The organism is Pseudanabaena sp. PCC 6802, from assembly GCF_000332175.1.
GTDB lineage: Bacteria > Cyanobacteriota > Cyanobacteriia > Pseudanabaenales > Pseudanabaenaceae > PCC-6802.
Genome location: NZ_KB235914.1, coordinates 1907270 through 1926885, shown reverse-complemented (window position 1 = coordinate 1926885; position 19616 = coordinate 1907270). Strand labels below are relative to the sequence as shown.

Genomic DNA, 19616 nt, shown 5'->3' with positions numbered 1-19616 from the left:
CGGGGTGCAGGGGTTACACCCCTGCTCCTGTCCTAACAGATCTGTCTACGGCTATAGTTATGACTTCTAGTTCGCAAAAGCTGGTAATCTCATCTATCTAAATCTCCAAATGGCAATACTTTTATCGCTTTGACGAAACAAATTTTACTGCCCACAATCCCATGATTCATCTTGCTATAGCGGTTTTCAGATGAAAACGAGAAGGGGGTTTGGGGGCGTTGCCCCCAAGAAGGGGAGGCAGGGCGGTCTTGGGGGTTCCCCGCTAGAGCCACTGCCGTGTGGAACCCCTTCACCCCGTCAATAAAACCTGTTCTCAATTGAAAAACGCTATAAAATTAAACTAGAATTTCCCTCTCTCAGCTTTATGAAAACGTAAGCTTTATAGCGCTTTTCGCTTCCGGAAGACTGGGGGTTTGGGGCGTTGCCCCCAAGAAGGGTTTTACCCTTTCACCCCATAAGTAAATTCTTTTTCGATCTGAAAAACGCTATATGAATGATGGAGTGGCATAATGCAAGCTAAGGAGAATGATTTATGGTTGCCCAACTAAAACATAGCGATCGCGCCCCCATGTCCCCCCAAGAGTATCTGGCATGGGAAGCGCAGCAAGACACCAAGCACGAATACGAACATGGAGAAATTATCGCCATGACAGGCGGTAGTATTCCCCATAGTCAAATACCAGTCAACCTTTCTACCTTGCTCAACCTTCACTTGCGCGGGAAAGGTTGCAAAGTATTGGTCAATGATGCCAAAGTCGCCATCCCCAACAAAGGCGTATATTATTATCCTGATATCAGTATTACGTGTGACGATCGCGATCGCCAAGCCCGTGATTTCATCCAATATCCCTGCCTGATCGCTGAAGTGCTTTCTCCAAGCACGGAAAGTCGCGATCGCGGTCAGAAATTCCGTAACTATCGTCGCATTGAAACTTTACAGGAATATCTACTAATTGACTGCGATCGACCTAGCCTTGAAATCTATCGCCGCAATCAAAGCAATAACTGGGAATTAATTCACATTTTCAACGAGCAGCTAAATTTTGATGCAGCCAATCCTGAAGTCTATCTCGCCAGTGTCGATCTGAAATTTCCCCTATCCGAGCTATACGCAAACGTTGAATTTCTCCCTGAAACCACTGAAACAGCCCCCTAACCTCTAAACTTTCTAGCTCCCCACACACAGAACAATGGCACTCAAAACCACCGAGTTCTACCTACTGCTCCATTGCTCCCAGCACCTTCAGCGTCGTTTTTTGAGCTTCAGTTATTCCTGTAACACCCGTAATGTTCGTGCCCTCATAGAGTCGGGGCGATCGCAATGTTGCGAGGCACTCGCCTGTCTCCACATCCCAAAGCTTAATCGTTTCATCCTTACTGCCACTAGCCAGGATTTGATGTGAATTTATTGATTCTGCTAGAGTTTGAGAATTATCTGGCCTAAAAGCAACAGACTCTACCGAATCTGAGTGTCCCTGCAACGTTCTAAGGCACTCCCCAGTCCGCATATCCCAAAGTCGAATCGTGCGATCGCTACTCCCGCTGGCTAGGATTTGTCCATCTGGACTGAAGGCAACTGACCAGATCTGACTGTTGTGCCCTTCCAACTCCTTGAGGCATTTCCCAGAGTCTACCTCCCACAGTTTCACCGTATTACGACTACTCCCATTAGCCAGGATTAGCCCATCTGGACTGAAGGCAATCGACCAGACTTGGGTGCCATCATGCAACGTTTTGAGGCATTCACCAGTAGTTACATCCCACAGCTTGATTCTTGCGTCGATGCCGCCCGTGGCGAGGATGCGATCGTCCGGGCTGAACGACACTGAATATACAATTGTAGTATCTCCCTGCCACTCCCTCAAACATTCACCAGTACTTGTATTCCAAAGTCTGACGATTTTATCGTGACTGGTGCTAGCCAGGAGTTGACCGTTGCCATTGAATACGACTGAAGAGATTAAACCTGCACTGCGACGGTGCAATGTCTTGAGACACTGACAGGTACTCGTACTCCAGAGTTTGACAGCGCGATCGCTGTTCGTAGCAAGGGTTTGACCATCTGGGCTGAACGTAACTGCCCAGACTATATCGACATTCTCGTGTAATGTATTCAGACGTGCTCCAGAGTCTACATCCCACATCTGAACCGTGCGATCGGAGCTGGCGCTGACTAAAGTTTGACCGTTGGGACTGAATACCACAGCACTAATTATGTGACCGTGCCCTTGTAATGTTTTACTACATTTCCCAGATTTGACATCCCATATTTTGATAGCAAGATCGGAGCCTCCACTAACAAGCGTTAGATCGTTTGTACTGAGGGCAATCGATGTTATTCTGCTTGTATGTCCCTGGAGGATTTTAAGGCATTGACCAGTCTCTAAATCCCACAATCGTATCGTACGATCTTCACTAGCGCTTATCAAGGTTTTTCCATCTGAACTAATTACGAGCGATCTAACCCAACTGCCGTGCCCTTCAAGAATCTTAAAACACTCTCCCTTAGCTATATCCCACAAACGAATAGTACTATCTTTACTACCACTAGCAAGTGTGCGACCGTCGGGAGTAAATTCCACTGTCCAAATCCAGCTACTATGCCCGTGTAAGGTTTTGAGGCATTCCCCAGTTTTTACATCCCAAAGACAAATCGTGGCATCGCTACTGCAACTGGCGAGGATTTGTCCATTCGGACTATATGTAGCATTTGCTATTCCACCAGTATGACCGTGCAATGTTCTAAAGCATTCCCCAGTGTTTACGTTCCAAAGCTGAATTTTACTGTCATGACCGGAAACAACGACGATCTGACCGCATGGGCTGAATCGGATACCTCCAACTTCGCTATGTCGAAAAGTTCTGAGACACTCCCCTGTGTGAGGATCCCATAGCTTAATGGTTTCATCGAAACTCGAACTGGCAAGTGTTTTTCCATCCGGACTAAATGTCAGCGACCAAATCGACCCCTTATGCCCCACTAAAGTCAGTAAATGCCGACCGGTTGGCATTTGCCACAAACGAACTTCGGGATGGGTATCGCCCGTTGCTAAAAAGTTGCCATCGGAACTAAGCGCAACTGTATAAATACTACCTAAAGTTTCAGCGAACACCGATTTGGCGAAGTCGGCATACGCAAAGTTGACCTGATGGAGCGCCGTATTCTGAAGGTAAGCTTGCCAAATATTCAAATGAGAGAAATCATAGCCGCTCAGATCGATCTGGAGTTGGCGCAATAGGTTGATAATGTTCCCGCCCGCATATCCAACTGAGTGGGGAAACTCCGTTAGCTTGCGTGGCGCAGCCGATCGCAACTTGAATAAAATGCTTTTAAGACGATATTCTACTTCTTTCTTCGATCGCCATTTACCAACTAATCTTTGAGCCAGTGGTTCTAGAATGACGCGGACTTGACTCTCCCGAATGTAATCCTTCGCCTGAGCCTTAATCAAAGCATGATCGACAAATAGATTTAACTCCTGCGTTTCCAGTTCCTCGCTAATATGTCCAAGCAACTGTTCCGTTACGTACTCCATCACCACTGGTTGCAGCGTGAAATTGCCAGCACTTTTCTCGATCAGCGATCGCTGCACCAGAGATAGCAGTGCCTCCATCAAGGTATGCGACAGCGGACTGGGAAAGAAATTCTCCCGCAATTGCGCAAGTGTCACCCATTCGAGATCGATCGCCAGCCAATACATCACCTGCTTTTCCAAATCAGTGAGGCGATCGAATTGTTCGTCTAGCAGTAAATTAATATCCCCAAATGCGATCGCCCCCTGAGCTAGAAACTCTGGAATGCTGCCATCGAAAAGATCTCGTACTGTAGTCGAAACGATTTTGAGCGCCAGGGGATTGCCAGCATAAATCTCAGTCAAACGCTCCCAATCGGTTTCTACTTGCGAGAAACAGCCATCAACTTTGAAAATCTCTGGTATTTCTGCCTTGCTCAACCCAGTTAAAAGCAGCGATCGCACGGATAGTCTATCCCCTTCTAACGGACTCAATATTTTTGGCTTTACGCGACTTGTCAGAACTAAACAGCTAGAATGAAATTCGCTGCTGGCTCTTCTAAGCAGTTCCTCATATCCCTCACATCCCTCCCTATATTGCCTTGCCCCACTACCCGACGATGAGTTGGTACCCCCGGCGCTTTCTAAAACCGCATCGAAGTTATCTAATATCAACAAACAGCGATAGGAACGGAAATAGTCTATCAACTGGGAGATTAGGGTTTCAATCGATCGATCCACAGGCGATTCGCGTTGCTGAGAGAGATGTTGAATTGAGGTAACCAATACTTCAGCGATCGGAGGAGCGTTGCGCAAGGATTGCCAGATCAGAAAGTCGAATTCGTCCTGCAGTTTCCCGATCGACTTTACTACCAGAGTAGTCTTGCCAATTCCCCCCATGCCAACCACGGATACCAAGCGACAGCGATCCTCAATCAGCCACTGCAGCAATCGCTCCATTTCTATACCGCGACCGTAGAACGTCGAAACATCGATCGTTTCTCCCCAGTACTGGTTATTACTGGTGCTCGATCCTATTGATGCAGGAACTATCCTATCGCCATCGGTAATGTTAGCTGTGTCAGGCGTTCTGGGTATTGGGGTTGCTTCGGGGGCGATCGCTACAGGTGCATCAATTGCGGCGGGGTTGGAGGCAGCAAGGTGTTTGGTAATACTCTGTCTCAGTCGAGTTTGTCGCTTCAATACATCTTGCACGTTCTTTTTCGTGACTTGCTCGCCTAATTTCTGAGTTAGTTGTCGCCACAATTCGTAACCGACATCGCGAATATAGCTGCTGTCATAGCCGAGATACTCGGCAATTTCGGGGTACGTCCATCCTTGCCAAGCGTACCGAAAGACCTGCTCCTGGATGTCTTTAAGCTTTGGCTCTAATAGCGTATCGAGTAGGGCTAAGGCTTCTTCAGCAGTCACGATCGCAATCCATAACGCGTAACAGTACTATATTTTACACCCGTTAATAGCGATCGCCATCCGATCTTTTCCGACATTCTTTCCTGACTTTTCCTGAACTTTTCCGGCAGACAGCACTAAATAATTCTTCTATTCTGAACAAGAAATCAGCGATCGCCGCGATGCAATTTGAAGATAGCGATCGCAACAAATAAAACGCATAAGCACAAAATCAATCAAAGGAGAAAATTATGGCTATTATTGGAAATCCTACCCCAGGTAATGACAGCATCACTGGTGATGCATTGCCTAACCTTATCGATGCTTTAGCAGGTAATGATACTGTTAATGGTCTGGGAGGTAATGATACACTCATAGGTGGAGCAGATAATGACTTCCTCTTTGGTGCGGATGGTAATGACATCCTGAGTGGAGGTCTTGGTAACGACCAACTCGTTGGGGATAATTTTGGAGGTGCAGGTAATGACAGCCTGAACGGTGGTGCTGGTAGCGATATCCTGAATGGTGGTTTAGGTATAGACACCCTCGTGGGTGGAGCGGATAATGATACCTATGCAGTTGGAGTATTCAATACTTCCATCACCGAGCTAGCTAATGAAGGAAATGATATCGTCAACTCTTCTGTCTCATTCACTTTGCCTGCAAACGTAGAAAGACTTACTCTAGTTGGGACTGGTAATACTTCTGGTGGTGGCAACGATCTAGGCAATCTCATGCTTGGTAACGCTGGCAATAATAACTTGAGTGGTTTAGCAGGAAATGACACGATTAACGGTCTAGATGGCAATGATACCCTTAGGGGCGGACTTGGCAATGACGCTCTCTTCGGCGGGAATGGCATTGATAGAGTTTTCGTCAATGCTGCTGTTGGATCTAATATTGTTCTTACTGATACCAGCGTGACAGGTGACGGTACTGATTCCTTGAATGGAATTGAGAATGCGGAACTGTTTGTTTTCTCAAACAATAGTGCTCCCGTCAATATTGATGCTTCTGCTTTCACCAAGGGATCGGTTACACTCGATGGCAATAGTGGCAGTAACAACCTGCTCGGAAGCCAAGGTAGCGACTTCCTAGATGGAGAAGGTTCAGTTGACACTCTGATTGGCGGTAATGGCAATGACACTCTTAACGGAGGTGAAGGGTCAGGTACCGATATCTTGACTGGCAGTTCCGGTTCCGATCGCTTCCTTTTCGACATGAATCGCCCCTTAAATAGCGGTGACGATTTCGATCGGATTACTGACTTCGCAGTCGGTACTGACAAGATTGTACTCGATAAAACCACTTTCACAGCGCTTGCGAGTGGCCCAGGTAGTTTGCTTGCCTCAGACTTTGAAGTAGTCGATAGTGTCTTCGATATTCAATTCAGCAATGCCAAGATCGTCTATCACAGAGGCACCCTGGTCTACAACCAAAATGGTTCTTTACCAGGTTTGTTGACAGTTGGCGGTACTGGTGGCGTTATTGCTGACATAAGTGGCGCTCCTAATCTCAGTCTTTCGGATTTCGTAGTCGTGGCTTAAGGAATCTGAAATAGGTGCGATCGCCCTTCCACAAATTTATTCAAAGGGAGCGGCGATCGCCTAAAGAGAGCAGATCCGATCTTTTCCGATCCTAAATTCTGACTTTTACTTAACTTATCCGATTTCCGATCTCGAAGAAATTATCTATTCTAATTACAAATCTCAGCACAAATTACGAGGTAAAATCCATGACTTCTGTACAAGCACAACCAGTTTTGGTACAACCGAATCAATTTATACTCAGCGGTTACGGTATCGGGGTTACATACGAAACTACAAGTTTTACAGGTACTCCACGCTTCTCCTTTACCAGGGGCAGTCAAACTCTGAACTTCGTTGGCGAAGAGATTCATGTAGAACAGACTCAGTTAGGTCAGATGGTGACCGTTAACCTGAGCGGAAATCAAAAGGCTGTTGGCACGGTTGAAACCTTAACCTTGCTCGTTCCTGCGATAACCGTACCTGCTACGACCAAATCGGCTCCAATGAATACGATCGCTATTTTTAGCACGCGATCGACCCTTGTAAAAACTGTGGGTCAGTCGCAGACATACATGTCAGTTAGTCTATCTGGTACAGCAAATCAGATTGACTTCTAAATAGATCGAGCGATCGCTTTGATACGATTTTTTAAGAAGCGATCGCCCGAGCCATTACTCATCAACTCTGTAAATCAAAAGCGATTCAGGAACCAACAATGGAAGTACCTTCAAATCTTACCCTCAAAATCGGAGAGACATATACACTCCGTCTGCCAGGCCTTGGTACAGCAGGATATCGCTGGAGTTATGAGATCGAGGGAAATGCAACATCGATTGATGTGTCAAAGGTTGAGGCAGAGTACCAACAACCTTTACCGGTGGGTTCTAGCCGAGATGAAGTGTTTGTCATCCGAGCACATGCGATCGGACGGATATCTATTCGGTTTGTGCAAAGCAGACCCTGGGAGAAAGACCAACCTCCCCAAATGCAACACATCATTCAGATTGCGATCGACGTTTAACGGCTTCAACCCAAATTCGTTTCGCCAAAGTCATGCTAACCATGACTTGCAGGAACATGCTGTCTAAATTCAATCTAAATCAAATCCAAAGGAAATAATTACTATGGTTTCGTTCAATGAAGTAAATGCTCGTCTCGGAGAAACTCAGGCTCGATGGACGGCTCGCCAAACCCCACAATCTCTTTTAAGCGATCGAGAAAGGATGGCTCTACTGGGAGTTGTCATAGATCGAGCTGCTCTTGCATCTGCAATGGCTCCGGCTCGGTTAGCTGCTGCTCCTATTGCTAATTTTGCTCCTGCTGTGGATTGGCGTAACCGAAACGGCAATCATGTAACTGGAGTCAAAGATCAGGGATATTGTGGTTCTTGTGTCTCGTTCTGCACGACTGCAGTGGTAGAATCGATGGCATCTATTGAGCGTGGGAAGTCATTGAATTTGTCGGAAGCCGATCTGCATTTCTGCTCTTCCCATGGCGCTTCGTGTGAGGGTTGGTGGCCAGATCAAGCCTACGATCAAATCAAAGTTCGCGGCGTTATCAATGAGACTAACTTCTCCTACATGACTGCATTTGATAGCCCACCAAAGAACGACCCCAACCCAGATCGTCATTATTGGATTGCCCATTGCGTGAATATATCCGATCGCTCAAAGGCAGTGAAGATCACTAATTCCTCAACCCTGGCAAACGTTGTTGACCGCAAAAACTATCTTACTAACCATGGCCCCTGTTCGGCTGTTATTCACGTGTTTGAGGATTTCTATACCTATGGTAGTGGAGTTTACACCCACGTTACGGGTGAAGAGGTAGGTCTGCACTGTGTTGAGGTTATTGGATATTCTGAAGCAGAGCAATGTTGGATTGTCAAGAACTCCTGGGGTACTGGATGGGGAGAAAATGGGTTTGGCAAGATCGGATATGGGGAGATAGGTATTGATACAGAATACCCCTTCTGGACGGCAAGCGGAATAAAGTTGCCAGATCCAGGTCCAGAGCGCTTTAATGCGATCTGGGCTAAGAACAATGAGAATCGAACTGCGGTATGGGGATGGGCAAGGGCAGACTTTGACCGTCGCGCCGCAGAATTGCAGGGGCAAGGTTATCGCTTAATGGATCTGAATGCTTTCGTTTTACCGAATGGACAGGGAGAGCGTTTCAATGCCATCTGGGCAAAGAACAATGAGGATCGAACTGCAGTATGGGGATGGGCGCGAAAGGACTTTGACGCGCAAGCTGCAAAGCTGCAGTCTCAAGGGTATCGCCTGATGCATCTGAATGCTTTTGTATTGCCGAATGGACAAGGAGAGCGTTTCAATGCCATCTGGGCTAAAAACAATGAGGATCGAACTGCAGTATGGGGATGGGCGCGAAAGGACTTTGACGCGCAAGCTGCAAAGCTGCAGTCCCAAGGCTATCGCCTCATGGATCTCAATGCCTTTGTGCTGCCAAACGGTCAAGGGGAGCGCTTCAATGCCATCTGGGCTAAAAATAGCGAGGATCGAACGGCAATATGGGGATGGGCGCGAAAGGACTTTGACTGGAAAGCTTCAACCTTACAGTCTCAAGGGTATCGCCTCATGGATATCAATGCCTTCGTGTTGCCAAATGGACAAGGGGAGCGCTTCAATGCCATCTGGGCTAAAAACAGCGAGGACAGAACGGCAGTATGGGGATGGGCGCGAGAAGACTTCGACTGGCGCGCCTCAGAGTCGCAGGCTCAAGGCTACCGTTTGGTGGCTGTCAATGCCTTCGTGTTTTCCTAGTTCTTATAGCACTTTTCAATTGAGAACGGGTTTTATTGATGGGGTGAAGGGGGCCCACCCCTTCTTGGGGGCATTGCCCCCAAATCCCCTACTTGTTCCGATCTGAAAATTGCTATAGCAATCCCAGTGGGAGACACTGCCCACAACGCCGAATAGAGCGATCGCCCTTCCACAAATTTATTCCAAGGGAGTGGCGATCGCGCCCAGGTAATACAGATCCGATCTTTTCCGATCTTCCGATTGGATCTTTCCTGACTTTTTCTGGCTGACTGCAACAAAAAGTTTCCCTATTCTAAAAGTGTGCTTAAGAGCGCAACTTTCAACTTTTTGGAGTTATTCTCATGATTCACCATATTTCGATTGATGCTCATAACCCATTGCGGGTTGCTAGCGTCCTAGCTGAAATCATGAATGGCAAAGTATATAAATTCCTAGTTGCTGGCAGCTACCTGGTTATACCCTTTGACTACTATGGCACGCACATTGTGGTGTTTAAAGAAGGCGATGTATGGTCTCCAGGCAATGATACTGAGTCAGCTAAAGTACTGCAAACTGAACCTGCCGATCTGGTATCCATGCACGCAGCAATTTCAGTCCCGATCGCGCCTCAGCAAATCGAGCAGATCGGCCAACGCGAAGGTTGGCGCGTCCTGACCCGCATGAAGGGCGATGTCGTCCCCTTCAGCGCGATCGAGTTTTGGGTGGAAAATCGCATCCTGTTTGAGTTTTTTCCATCAGAATTCACGCCCGAATACTTGCAGACCATGCAACCAGAGGCGATCGCGAAAATTCTCGGTCAGCCGCTCGAACCCGTACCAGCTTAGGCAAGATCCGATCTTTTCCGATCGCCACATTGCGATTTTTACTTAACTTTTCCGGCTGACAATCTTGGTGATACTAACTATTCTGACTTATAGATAAAGAAATTCGATTGGGAGAACTATTATGTCTAACAAATACTTAGAACATTGCCAAGACAAAAATCCAGCAGAGCGCGCATATACCTCTAACTCGGAAGTGGTGCTAGCAAGACTGGCGATCGCGCAACTTGTAGAAACAATTCACGAGTTTAGCGAACGAGAGACGAAGGCGATCGCGGGATGGCGATCCGGACTTGACCTTAATGACGATTAATTGGAATTAGTAGTGTTGGACTTGATTTGGAAAACTATACACCCATAAGGAGTTTATCAACTATGAAATACAATCTACATCAATTAGCTTTAGTAGCAGGAATATCCTTAACAACTACTCTTGCCGCACCTACAGCAGAGCAGCAGCTTACGAGTAATAGATATAGCGACAGAGTTATGCTAATGCCAGTGTGTGCTCCAGGTTCTCCAAAATGCGATCCTGAGCAAAATGGAACTAACCTGTACGGATATGTTACAAATGGGGCTAGCCTGAATGGGACTAGCTTCAATGGGGTTAACCAGAATGGGGCTAACCTGAATGGAACTGGATGGAATCAACTGACAGTTACCACAGCTAATCTTAAGGAAATGGCAGTGCGGGAGATTGGACTGGAAGGCGGACAGTTAGTATTCCATGTGCACCCTAATGGGACAAACCTGAACGGATATGCTGTAAATAGCCTTATGCCAAACGGAGGTTTCCAAAATGGGACTAGCTTCAATGGAGGAGGTCTTAGCATGAATGGGGTTAGTCTCAATGGGACTGGGTGGACTCAACTGACAGTTACCACAGCTAATCTTAAGGAAATGTCAGTTCGAGAGATTGGTTTGGAAGGCGGACAGTTAGTGCTCCACCTGCGTGGGGCTAACCCGGTGAGGAGGTGACATCATGCGCAAACAAATTCTGTTGCTCGTACTTGGGAGTGTTTGCTGGGTTGCGACTGTCCAAATGGTGCAATGGCTTTGTCAAACACTTAATTTGAACTTTGGCAGACATTTCCCAGCATCTATTCAACCTACTTCGAGCATTAAAGGGAGCGATTTAGAGGGGACTATCCTCAATATTGTCAGCGATCGCGGAAAACCACTAAGACTAAAAATTAGTAATGTCGAACTCGATCCAGCCGATCCAGAGCGAGAAACCTACCTCTACACGCTCCTCTACCAAAACCCATCTGACTCGACATGGCACAACCTGTGCCAGCCAGACCGAAACAACATGGCTAAAGTAATTCCCTTAGCAGGCCATTGGGATCGGACGGGCAAGCACATTAATAGTAAAGAAATTACATTCGCATGTACGAGTGGCGTTTTAGCTAAATGTGTGAGGTGGGGATATAAACCCTGGAAGACGGTACGAGGTAGATCTTTACAAGACTTCCATCAAGCTTGTACGCGCATGGCTCGTGCCGATTATTGCGGCAATGGCAAACCGCATACAAAGGAGGGAACCCCAATTGATGTCTATGACATACTGGGGATTCAAACACAAACCATTAAGAGTGGGATGATATTTGAAGCAGCCTGGCGACCTGATGGTGCCGCTTTTATTCATCGCACTCGCTGGCCCGAGTCACTCGCACAAATTCAAAAAGAATGTCCCGACAAGCTAAAGAGAGAGCTTCGAGAGATTGGTAACCCCATTACATCAACTAAGGGAAACCTGCACGTACCGGAAGTACTGATGTCAAACAGCTCGTTGGTTAGATAGTTCTAAAAAAGTATCCCCAGAGTTTTATAGCGGTTTTCACTTGAGAGCAGGTTTTATTGACAGGGTGAAGGGGTTCCACACGGCAGTGGCTCTAGCGGGGAACCCCCAAGACCGCCCTGCCTCCCCTTCTTGGGGCAACGCCCCCAAACCCCCTTCTCGTTTTCATCTGAAAACCGCTATATCTCGAAAATTACAGTCGGCTTGCCCAAGCCCGCAAAGCATAGATAGGAAGTTTATCTATATGGTTGTTCCAATTACTGTTACACGAACTGGCGTAGAGCTAGCATTTACCAGTCTCAACTCCGAGGTCGAAATTGATAATTTGCCTGTGGAAGGAGAAATTCCTCACTGGCTGCATGGCTGTCTGTACCGCAATGGCTCCGCTAAGTTCGATATTGGTCGGGTTAGTTACAATCACTGGTTCGACGGTCTAGCTATGGTACATCGCTATGCTTTCCATAAAGGTCGGGTTGCCTACCGCAATCGTTTTTTGCGTACTTCCCCTTACATCCAAATGATGTCTACCGGGCAGCTCAGTTCTGGCTTTGAAACAGTTCAACCCACCTCCCTCGCCAATCGCATTCTCAGAATGACTTTGGACGCGATCGGCTATCGAACGGGTCAGACCTATAACACCAATGTCAGTTTCATGCATCTAGATGGGAAGTTTTTGGCTCTAACCGAGCAACCCGTACCGACGATTTTCGATCCGATCTCGCTGGAAACTCAAGGGGCTTTTTATTTTAGCGATCGCCTGTTTGGGCATCTCTCCTGCGGACATCCCCAATATGATTATCAGAATCAGGAATACATCAACTACCTAACTTGCTTTGGCCCCATCAATACCTACAATCTCTATCGCATTAAAGCAACGAGCGATCGACGCGAACTAATTGCTAGAATTCCGGTGCGCGACCCGTGCTACATGCATAGCTTTGCCTTGACAGAGAACTTCATCATCCTGGTGGAGTTCCCCCTCATAATTAAATCCATGAAAGCTATCTTAAGCGGTAAGGCACCCATGCACTGCTTGAGTTGGGAACCGCAACGCGGCACTAATTTTCTAGTTATCGACAAGCGAACAGGCAAACAGGTTGTCCGTTTCACAAGCAAAGCATTTTTCGCATTCCATCACATTAACGCTTACGAGCAGGGTGATGAGATTCTAATCGACATCGCTGCTTCCGATCGCCCGGATCTAATGTACAAATCCTACCTTAACCTGTTGCGCAACGCGACTAGATCGGAGGATCATCCCTTAGCAGAATATCGACGTTATCATTTACCTCTTCATAAGCCCGTCCACTCTAGCGACGTAGACTATGAGTTGTTGTCAGATCGTAAGATTGAAATGGTTTGCATCAACCATGCTCGTTGCAGTTCGAGGCATTATCGCTACGCTTATGCCGTGAGCCACAACCGCGACTGGCCGACTCTAGTCGGTCAACTCCTCAAGATTGACGTACATAATCGCAATACAAAGGGATGGTTTGATCCAAATACCTATCCAGGCGAACCCATCTTCGTCGCTGCTCCCAATGCTAAAGATGAGGATGATGGAGCGATTCTTAGTGTAGTTCTGGATGCAGTGAGACAGCGATCGTTTCTGTTAGTTCTCGATGCCAGCTCTTTTAAAGAGCTAGGTCGTGCTTATTTACCCCATCACATCCCACTGGAATTTCACGGCCTATTTGCGAACGCAGACCCAGAAATCTAAATTCTTACAGCTAATTGCTAAACACCATAAAACCTTCATCGTAATTTATAGCTGCACCCCGTCCTAAGCCTATAGTCTGGTTTGCGATCGCGATCGCGGCTTATGCTTTGTAAGATCGCACGATCTTAGCGATCGCGATCGCAAGCTTTCACTGGTATCTCGGCGATGATGATTGCAGTCAAGCAAAGGATCGAAACAAGATCCGCATTACAAGGAGAACTGAATTATGTCTGCGATCGTTAAAAACATTTCTCAACATATTTCCCTTCAGAAACTAAGCTGGTTAGCTGCCGTACCCATCTCTCTAGCTGCCTATGGTGCAGTTACCGTTCCCGCTCAGGCAAATGAGTATAACAGTTACGAGCATAGCTCTATTCGCTACGACAAGCATAGCCCAGATTATACCTACTGCAATCGTTGGGAATATCGTCATGACTACCGTTGTGCCGATTACTATCAGTCCCGCTACGAAGAAAGATATAACCGTTATGACAAGTGGGATTATCGCTACCATGATAATCATCACTACAAAAAGCATCATTCCCGTTGGGACTAATAACTGGAGTTTAGACTAAAAGGCAACAAGAAGCATCTCGCTAGATAGAAACTAGCGAGAGAGAGGATAAAAGGGAAGAAGTTGAGCTAAGCAGTTGCAGCGGAAGCTTTTTTGAGGGGCTTGGCATAGCGTTTTTTGACAGTAGGATAACGAATCCGTTGGGTTCGTTTTTTCCCAAGAGGCCAACCTGGAGACTTACCGCGAGGTTTAGGGTCAGGGGAAGGAGAGCCAATCCTGACCAAAACTAAAGCAAAAGCATTTGCAACTCGACCAGGAGACAATTTAGTCATCGGTTTCTGCCAAGGCAGAGGAGAGTCTTGGACAAGTTCACGAGCGAGCCACAATTGCCAAGTAAGTAAAGGCATCAAGTCCGACCAAGTCTCCATCTGAGCAGGGGTAGAAAGCTGAGGGATTGTCCAATGGAGACGTTGACGCACCAAGCGATACCAATGCTCAATGGCAAATCTGCGCAGATATTTTTGCCATACCTCACTCAAGATTGGCTCGTCTTTAGCGACCCAAATCAACCACAGGGGTTTCGATTCAGGCATATCAAGACGTTCGACCAGAATGAGTGTAAAGGGATGGTCTGCGGCTTGCTTTAAGTGCAGGTTTGGCCATCGACGAATTTGCAATCGTCCCAGTTTAGGCTCTGCAATTGTGATGTCTGCTTGGGGAATAGACCAAGTGTCAGAGTCTTTGAGGCTAAATTTCTCTCCATGCTTATGGGGTCGCCCATGCCCCTCGTAATCCTTTGGGGCATGATACAGAACCCGGTTGGGGCGTAGCCTGAGCAGCTTGATACACGGGATGTCTGCTGTTTGCTGCAAAAATGGTGCGCACCCATACTCGCCATCCCCCAGGAAAAGCACAGTCCCAGGAATTTCCGCACAAACCAAGCGTAACTGACTAGCGGCTTTCTGAATCGGGTTCTCGAAACTGGTGATCCGCTCATGCCGCAACGGTAAGGCAAAACTCCCTTCTGACTCTGGAATCCAGGCAATTGTGCTGTATCCTTGCCCCACCGTAACAGGTTTGCTTCCTACTCCCGGTTGAGGTTGATGTTCGTAGGTGCGTTCTTGTAATGTCACCGCATAGGGACGCGACCAGGCTGTATGGTCGCCCGCCAATATCGTCACCTCTGCTGCCGGCATTTGCTGTATGTATTGCTTCATCAAGTCTTCACGTGGAGGATGACTATCTTGCAGTGCTTCATAGATACTCGACCACTCCCTCCGAAATAATGGGCTTAACGAAAGTTCCACAAACGATGAAACACTCCGACTCGTCAGTACCGCATCCATCAAGTCGAACAGCGCATCTCTCCCGTTCCCTATAATTTCGTACGTGTACTTGCGAAATTGCTCAAGTTTATCCAAACTAATCATGATGAAGCTGTTGATTTTATAGTCTTTTCAGCTTCCATCATCAAGCGGTCAGTCTGCAATGGCTGGCTGCTTTTTACCACTTTTTAGTCTAAACTCCAGTAATAAGATGAAAACTGCTCCCTTAGAAGATGTCTCTCATTTGCAGAATGACAATCTCCCCAAACCTCCCCCTTGGGAGGGGAGGTTTGAGGGTGGATTATCGGACTAGGCAGGCATGAAAATCCCGCTTTAGCTTTTCAGCATCTAGATTGCGTCCAATGAAAACTAATTGATTGCGACGCGATTCGTCGCTCTTCCAAGGTCGATCGCGGATACCGTCGAAGATCATATGTACGCCTTGGAATACAAAGCGATCGCTCTCTCCATCTATGTTAAGTATTCCCTTCATCCGAAAGATATCCGGGCCTTGAGTTTGCAGCAGTCCTCCCATCCAATCGTGGAGCCGTTGCGGATCGACAGTTCCATCTACAGCAATACCAACTGAAGTAATCGATTGGTCGTGTTCGTGCTCGCCATGCCCGTGGTCGTGGTCGTGCTCATGGTCGTGGTCGTGGTTGTGCTCATGGTTGTGCTCGCGATCGTGTCGATCTCCAAGGAAATGCGGCTCGATGGCTAGAATGCGTTCCAAGTCAAAGCCGCCGACATCGAGTACGGCCTTAATCTGAGCTTCATCCGGTTGCCGCAGTTGGGTGCGGTAAATCTTAGCGATCGCGTTCATCGACCTAATTTTGGACTCCAGGGCTTTTAGCTCTGCCTCGCTCACCAGATCGGTTTTGTTAAGCAAGATCGCATCGGCAAAGGCAATTTGTTCCAGGGCTTCGCGATCGCCCCAATGCTGGCTAATATGCTTGGCATCAACCACAGTCACCACCGCATCCAGATTCATTTGTGCCTGAATATCCTCATCCACAAAGAAGGTTTGAATTACGGGGCCGGGGTCGGCAAGCCCGGTAGTTTCAATCAGGAGATGGTCGAACTTTTGGCGACGGCGCATGAGGTTACCAATGATGCGGATGAGGTCGCCGCGCACGGTGCAGCAAATACAGCCGTTATTCATTTCAAAGATTTCTTCGTCAGCATTTATAACTAATTGCTGGTCGATCCCGATCTCGCCGAACTCATTTACAATCACCGCCACTTTCTTGCCATGCTCGGCAGTGAGAATATGATTGAGTAACGTGGTTTTACCTGCACCGAGAAACCCGGTTAAAACAGTCACAGGCACCTGGGATCGTGTAGTCATAATGGCTGAAATAGGTGTCTAAGTTCAAATGTATAGTTGATTATATGTTACTAATTTTAGCGATCGCGATCGCCTGATACCTGCGATCGCGATCGTGGCCTTGAGACACAGTAAATAAGTATAAGTATTAAGTATCTTTAACGTGAGTTCGACGAACCCTGTAAATGCCCCTACTTCCCTCGCCTTTTAGTCAAGGGAGAATAACAGTAGGATAGGGGTTTTGCTCCCATCTCCTTCGAGGAGAGGTGTTGGGGGTGAGGTCTGTCAAACTGGCGTATCTTTGAATCAAAACTAGTTAACCGACTCATTCGTATATTTCTGTGTGAGATATAGTTATCAATTCCGGGACAGTAAACTATGAAATTTCAAAATTTGGCATCGACGGCACTCATACTTCTACTAGCTAGCTGTACGCCTACACCTTCAAATAATAGCGCTAATAACCCCAACAACCCCAACACCAGTAATCCTAATGAAGTTAGTAAAACAACTCCAACAGCTACCAATGCTTCCGATCGCTCTGGCAGTTTTGTTAAAGCCGAGGTTCCTACGGAAGGGAAGGTAAGAATTGTAACTGAGAATGGCAAAAACTTTATTGAGTTCGATCGGTCATTTAAAACTGATAAAGGTCCAGATTTAGTGGTGGTTTTGCATCGGTCTAGGGATTTACTCAAAGAAACTAAGCCCCCTACCTATAGCATTAAAGAAGGGGACTACATCAATATCAGCCCCCTCCAGAGTACGAATGGCTCCCAAAAATACGAAATTCCCAGTAATGTCCAGGTGTCTGATTTTCATTCTGTAGCGATTTGGTGCAAGCAATTTAATGCCACTTTTGGTACGGCATCTTTGGGTAGTTAGTCTCACATCAAATCCACGTTAATTATCCCTAATATTGACTGGCGATTGAAAGTCGCGGCTATACGAGCAAAGTCCGCCTGCGAGGACTGCTAGTATGGCTATAGCAGTTTTCAGATGAAAACGAGAAGGGGGTTTGGGGGCGTTGCCCCCAAGAAGGGGTTCTACCCCTTCACCCCGTCAATAAAACCTGTTCTCAATTGAAAAACGCTATATATATAGCCGTAGACAGATCTGTTAGGACAGGGGGTGTGGGGGCTGCGCCCCACGCAGGGGAGGCAGGGCGGTCTTGGGGGTTCCCCGCTAGAGCCACTGCCGTGTGGAACCCCTGCACCCCGTCCTAAGCCTATTGGCTGTAGCTATAAATGAAAAACTTACAGCAAGAATTTTTTGTCATGCTGTTGAAACCTGGCTGTCAGCGATCGCTACTTTCCTATGGGGGTAACCTGCAAAACCGTGCCTCGCCAATTACCTAAACCTGTATCGTTATTGTTGAGGCCATAACTGCCGAAAAAGTCTTTGCAATTGTTGCGAAATAGTAAACTCCCCTTCCCCTGTTGCTTAGCTTGATTTTTACCAGTAGTTTCTTGCCAATCAAAGTTAAGGACATCCGCGTTCAGTGTTCCTGTAATTTCCCCCTTGACCTTGCCTCGGTCGAGATTTTGATATTCGTATTTACCCTTAACTTTGGCCGAGCCACCTTCTTCTTGGAAAGACATGTTGCCCCAGTTAGTCTGCCACTTGCCATTTAGCTTAGTTTGACAGTTGCGATCGCCGATCTCAGAGGAGCTAAAGATAAATCCCTGGTTGGTGAGGGCAGAGCCAAAAACAATCGTTACTAATAGAGTAATACCACCAGCTATGAATAATGGTAGTTGGGGCAGTGTTAGCCAAGATCTTGGCGATCCCTCAGTGGATTTTGCTGGCTGCAGGTGAGAAGCAGTGAGGCGGATTTTTTCAACCACAATATTCCAGGTTTTGCCCGCCTGGTGCATTAAGCCTTGGGAGCTTTTAGAAAAATTACTCCTATTACTGGGCTGTTTTCCTCTCCGTTGGGATCTTCGGCCTCTAGGTGGTGTCATCTTTCACAGTGGTTCTAGCATATTTACTTATTATCTAGCTTAATTGTAATTCCCCTACGATGTCCTGCATTAATCGGTAAACTTGTTCAGAGTCAGCAAAGGTTAAACGATCCAAAAATAATGACAACTCAATCTGCAGCGAACGTGCGCCGGATATTTGAACGTATTGCTCCTGTTTACGATGACTTAAATGGTTTGTTAAGCCTGGGGCAACACCGGATCTGGAAAAAAATGGCAGTGCGGTGGATCGATCCTCAGCCAGGGCAAACCGTTTTGGATTTGTGTTGTGGTAGCGGCGACTTGGCGATCGTGTTAGCTCGCCGTGTCGCACCAGCGGGTCGAGTGTTTGGCGTAGATTTTGCCTGCGCTCAGTTAGAGATTGCCGCGCAAAAAATAGCTGCTTATCCACAATTGCAAAGTTGCGTTGTGTGGCAAGAGGGTGATGCCCTCGATCTGCAATTTGCCGATCGCACATTTGATGGGGCAACGATGGCCTATGGTCTACGAAATGTAGTTGATATTCCCCAATGTTTAGCAGAACTACAACGGGTCTTAAAGTCGGGAGCGATCGCCGCGATCCTTGATTTTCACCGTCCTGATGATGCCCTCATGGCACAATTCCAGCAATTTTATCTGGAGCGGATTGTGGTGCCGCTGGCGAGGCAAAAGGGCATGGCTGAAGAATACGAGTACATTGCACCCAGCTTGGCAAAATTTCCGGTGGGAAAAGAGCAGGAGCAACTGGCACTAGCGGCGGGATTTAGCAAGGCTACTCACTATGCGATCGCGGGAGGAATGATGGGGATTTTGGTATTGAGGAATTAGATGGGGGGTGGGGATGCCGCTGGGGTTTAGCATTTGTAACGAATACCTGCGTTTAAGGCAGAGATTACCAGACAAATGCTAAACCCTT

17 protein-coding genes are annotated in these 19616 nt (G+C 47.2%); 13 read left to right on the top strand and 4 right to left on the bottom strand.

Features of this window, described 5'->3' with window-relative positions; all coding sequences use genetic code 11:
- Nucleotides 1–532 precede the first annotated feature (532 nt).
- Nucleotides 533–1156 carry a Uma2 family endonuclease gene (locus PSE6802_RS0114095; RefSeq protein WP_019500704.1) on the top strand — a complete coding sequence of 208 codons (624 nt, stop codon included), beginning with the start codon at nucleotides 533–535 and terminating at the stop codon, nucleotides 1154–1156.
- 61 nt (nucleotides 1157–1217) lie between these two features.
- Here PSE6802_RS0114095 and PSE6802_RS0114090 read toward each other — a convergent pair whose 3' ends face one another.
- Nucleotides 1218–4943 (bottom strand): WD40 domain-containing protein, encoded by a 3726-nt coding sequence (locus tag PSE6802_RS0114090; protein ID WP_019500703.1) that lies wholly within the window; start codon nucleotides 4941–4943, stop codon nucleotides 1218–1220.
- A gap of 230 nt (nucleotides 4944–5173) precedes the next feature.
- Here PSE6802_RS0114090 and PSE6802_RS28990 point away from each other — a divergent pair, with 230 nt between their 5' ends.
- The 10 genes from PSE6802_RS28990 to PSE6802_RS0114040 all read left to right on the top strand — a co-directional run bounded on the left by PSE6802_RS28990 (nucleotide 5174) and on the right by PSE6802_RS0114040 (nucleotide 14132).
- The gene (locus PSE6802_RS28990) at nucleotides 5174–6469 is read left to right on the top strand and encodes a calcium-binding protein (RefSeq protein ID WP_019500702.1); all 1296 of its coding nucleotides are present in this window, start codon (nucleotides 5174–5176) and stop codon (nucleotides 6467–6469) included.
- A 188-nt stretch (nucleotides 6470–6657) separates the two neighbouring features.
- Nucleotides 6658–7068 carry a hypothetical protein gene (locus PSE6802_RS0114080; RefSeq protein WP_019500701.1) on the top strand — a complete coding sequence of 137 codons (411 nt, stop codon included), beginning with the start codon at nucleotides 6658–6660 and terminating at the stop codon, nucleotides 7066–7068.
- A gap of 98 nt (nucleotides 7069–7166) precedes the next feature.
- Nucleotides 7167–7472 (top strand): protease inhibitor I42 family protein, encoded by a 306-nt coding sequence (locus PSE6802_RS0114075; RefSeq protein ID WP_019500700.1) that lies wholly within the window; start codon nucleotides 7167–7169, stop codon nucleotides 7470–7472.
- 103 nt (nucleotides 7473–7575) lie between these two features.
- Nucleotides 7576–9234, top strand: coding sequence for a C1 family peptidase (locus tag PSE6802_RS31115; protein WP_019500699.1), 1659 nt, complete (start codon nucleotides 7576–7578; stop codon nucleotides 9232–9234).
- 341 nt (nucleotides 9235–9575) lie between these two features.
- A complete protein-coding gene (locus tag PSE6802_RS0114065) occupies nucleotides 9576–10058 on the top strand; it encodes a hypothetical protein (protein ID WP_019500698.1) in 483 nt (160 codons plus the stop codon).
- A 121-nt stretch (nucleotides 10059–10179) separates the two neighbouring features.
- Nucleotides 10180–10368: a hypothetical protein gene (locus tag PSE6802_RS0114060; protein WP_019500697.1), complete on the top strand. Its 189-nt coding sequence runs from the start codon at nucleotides 10180–10182 to the stop codon at nucleotides 10366–10368.
- A gap of 62 nt (nucleotides 10369–10430) precedes the next feature.
- Complete coding sequence (locus tag PSE6802_RS0114055) at nucleotides 10431–11033, top strand: hypothetical protein (protein ID WP_019500696.1); 603 nt, start codon at nucleotides 10431–10433, stop codon at nucleotides 11031–11033.
- Between the two features lie 4 nt (nucleotides 11034–11037).
- On the top strand, nucleotides 11038–11859 hold the full coding sequence (locus PSE6802_RS0114050) for an ADYC domain-containing protein (protein WP_019500695.1): 822 nt from the start codon (nucleotides 11038–11040) through the stop codon (nucleotides 11857–11859).
- A 241-nt stretch (nucleotides 11860–12100) separates the two neighbouring features.
- Nucleotides 12101–13576 (top strand): carotenoid oxygenase family protein, encoded by a 1476-nt coding sequence (locus PSE6802_RS0114045; RefSeq protein WP_019500694.1) that lies wholly within the window; start codon nucleotides 12101–12103, stop codon nucleotides 13574–13576.
- Between the two features lie 226 nt (nucleotides 13577–13802).
- The gene (locus PSE6802_RS0114040; RefSeq protein WP_019500693.1) at nucleotides 13803–14132 is read left to right on the top strand and encodes a hypothetical protein; all 330 of its coding nucleotides are present in this window, start codon (nucleotides 13803–13805) and stop codon (nucleotides 14130–14132) included.
- An 86-nt stretch (nucleotides 14133–14218) separates the two neighbouring features.
- Here PSE6802_RS0114040 and PSE6802_RS0114035 read toward each other — a convergent pair whose 3' ends face one another.
- The gene (locus PSE6802_RS0114035; RefSeq protein ID WP_019498766.1) at nucleotides 14219–15520 is read right to left on the bottom strand and encodes an NF041680 family putative transposase; all 1302 of its coding nucleotides are present in this window, start codon (nucleotides 15518–15520) and stop codon (nucleotides 14219–14221) included.
- Nucleotides 15521–15716: 196 nt separating this feature from the next.
- Nucleotides 15717–16763, bottom strand: a complete 1047-nt coding sequence (locus tag PSE6802_RS0114030; RefSeq protein WP_019500692.1) for a CobW family GTP-binding protein — start codon at nucleotides 16761–16763, stop codon at nucleotides 15717–15719.
- Between the two features lie 357 nt (nucleotides 16764–17120).
- Between PSE6802_RS0114030 and PSE6802_RS0114025 the strand changes: the two genes are divergently transcribed.
- A complete protein-coding gene (locus PSE6802_RS0114025; protein WP_019500691.1) occupies nucleotides 17121–17624 on the top strand; it encodes a DM13 domain-containing protein in 504 nt (167 codons plus the stop codon).
- A gap of 422 nt (nucleotides 17625–18046) precedes the next feature.
- On the opposite strand, the gene PSE6802_RS0114020 is transcribed toward PSE6802_RS0114025, so the two are convergent.
- Complete coding sequence (locus PSE6802_RS0114020; RefSeq protein WP_156815519.1) at nucleotides 18047–18703, bottom strand: hypothetical protein; 657 nt, start codon at nucleotides 18701–18703, stop codon at nucleotides 18047–18049.
- 120 nt (nucleotides 18704–18823) lie between these two features.
- Between PSE6802_RS0114020 and ubiE the strand changes: the two genes are divergently transcribed.
- Nucleotides 18824–19528 (top strand): bifunctional demethylmenaquinone methyltransferase/2-methoxy-6-polyprenyl-1,4-benzoquinol methylase UbiE, encoded by a 705-nt coding sequence (gene ubiE / locus PSE6802_RS0114015; protein ID WP_019500689.1) that lies wholly within the window; start codon nucleotides 18824–18826, stop codon nucleotides 19526–19528.
- Nucleotides 19529–19616 lie beyond the last annotated feature (88 nt).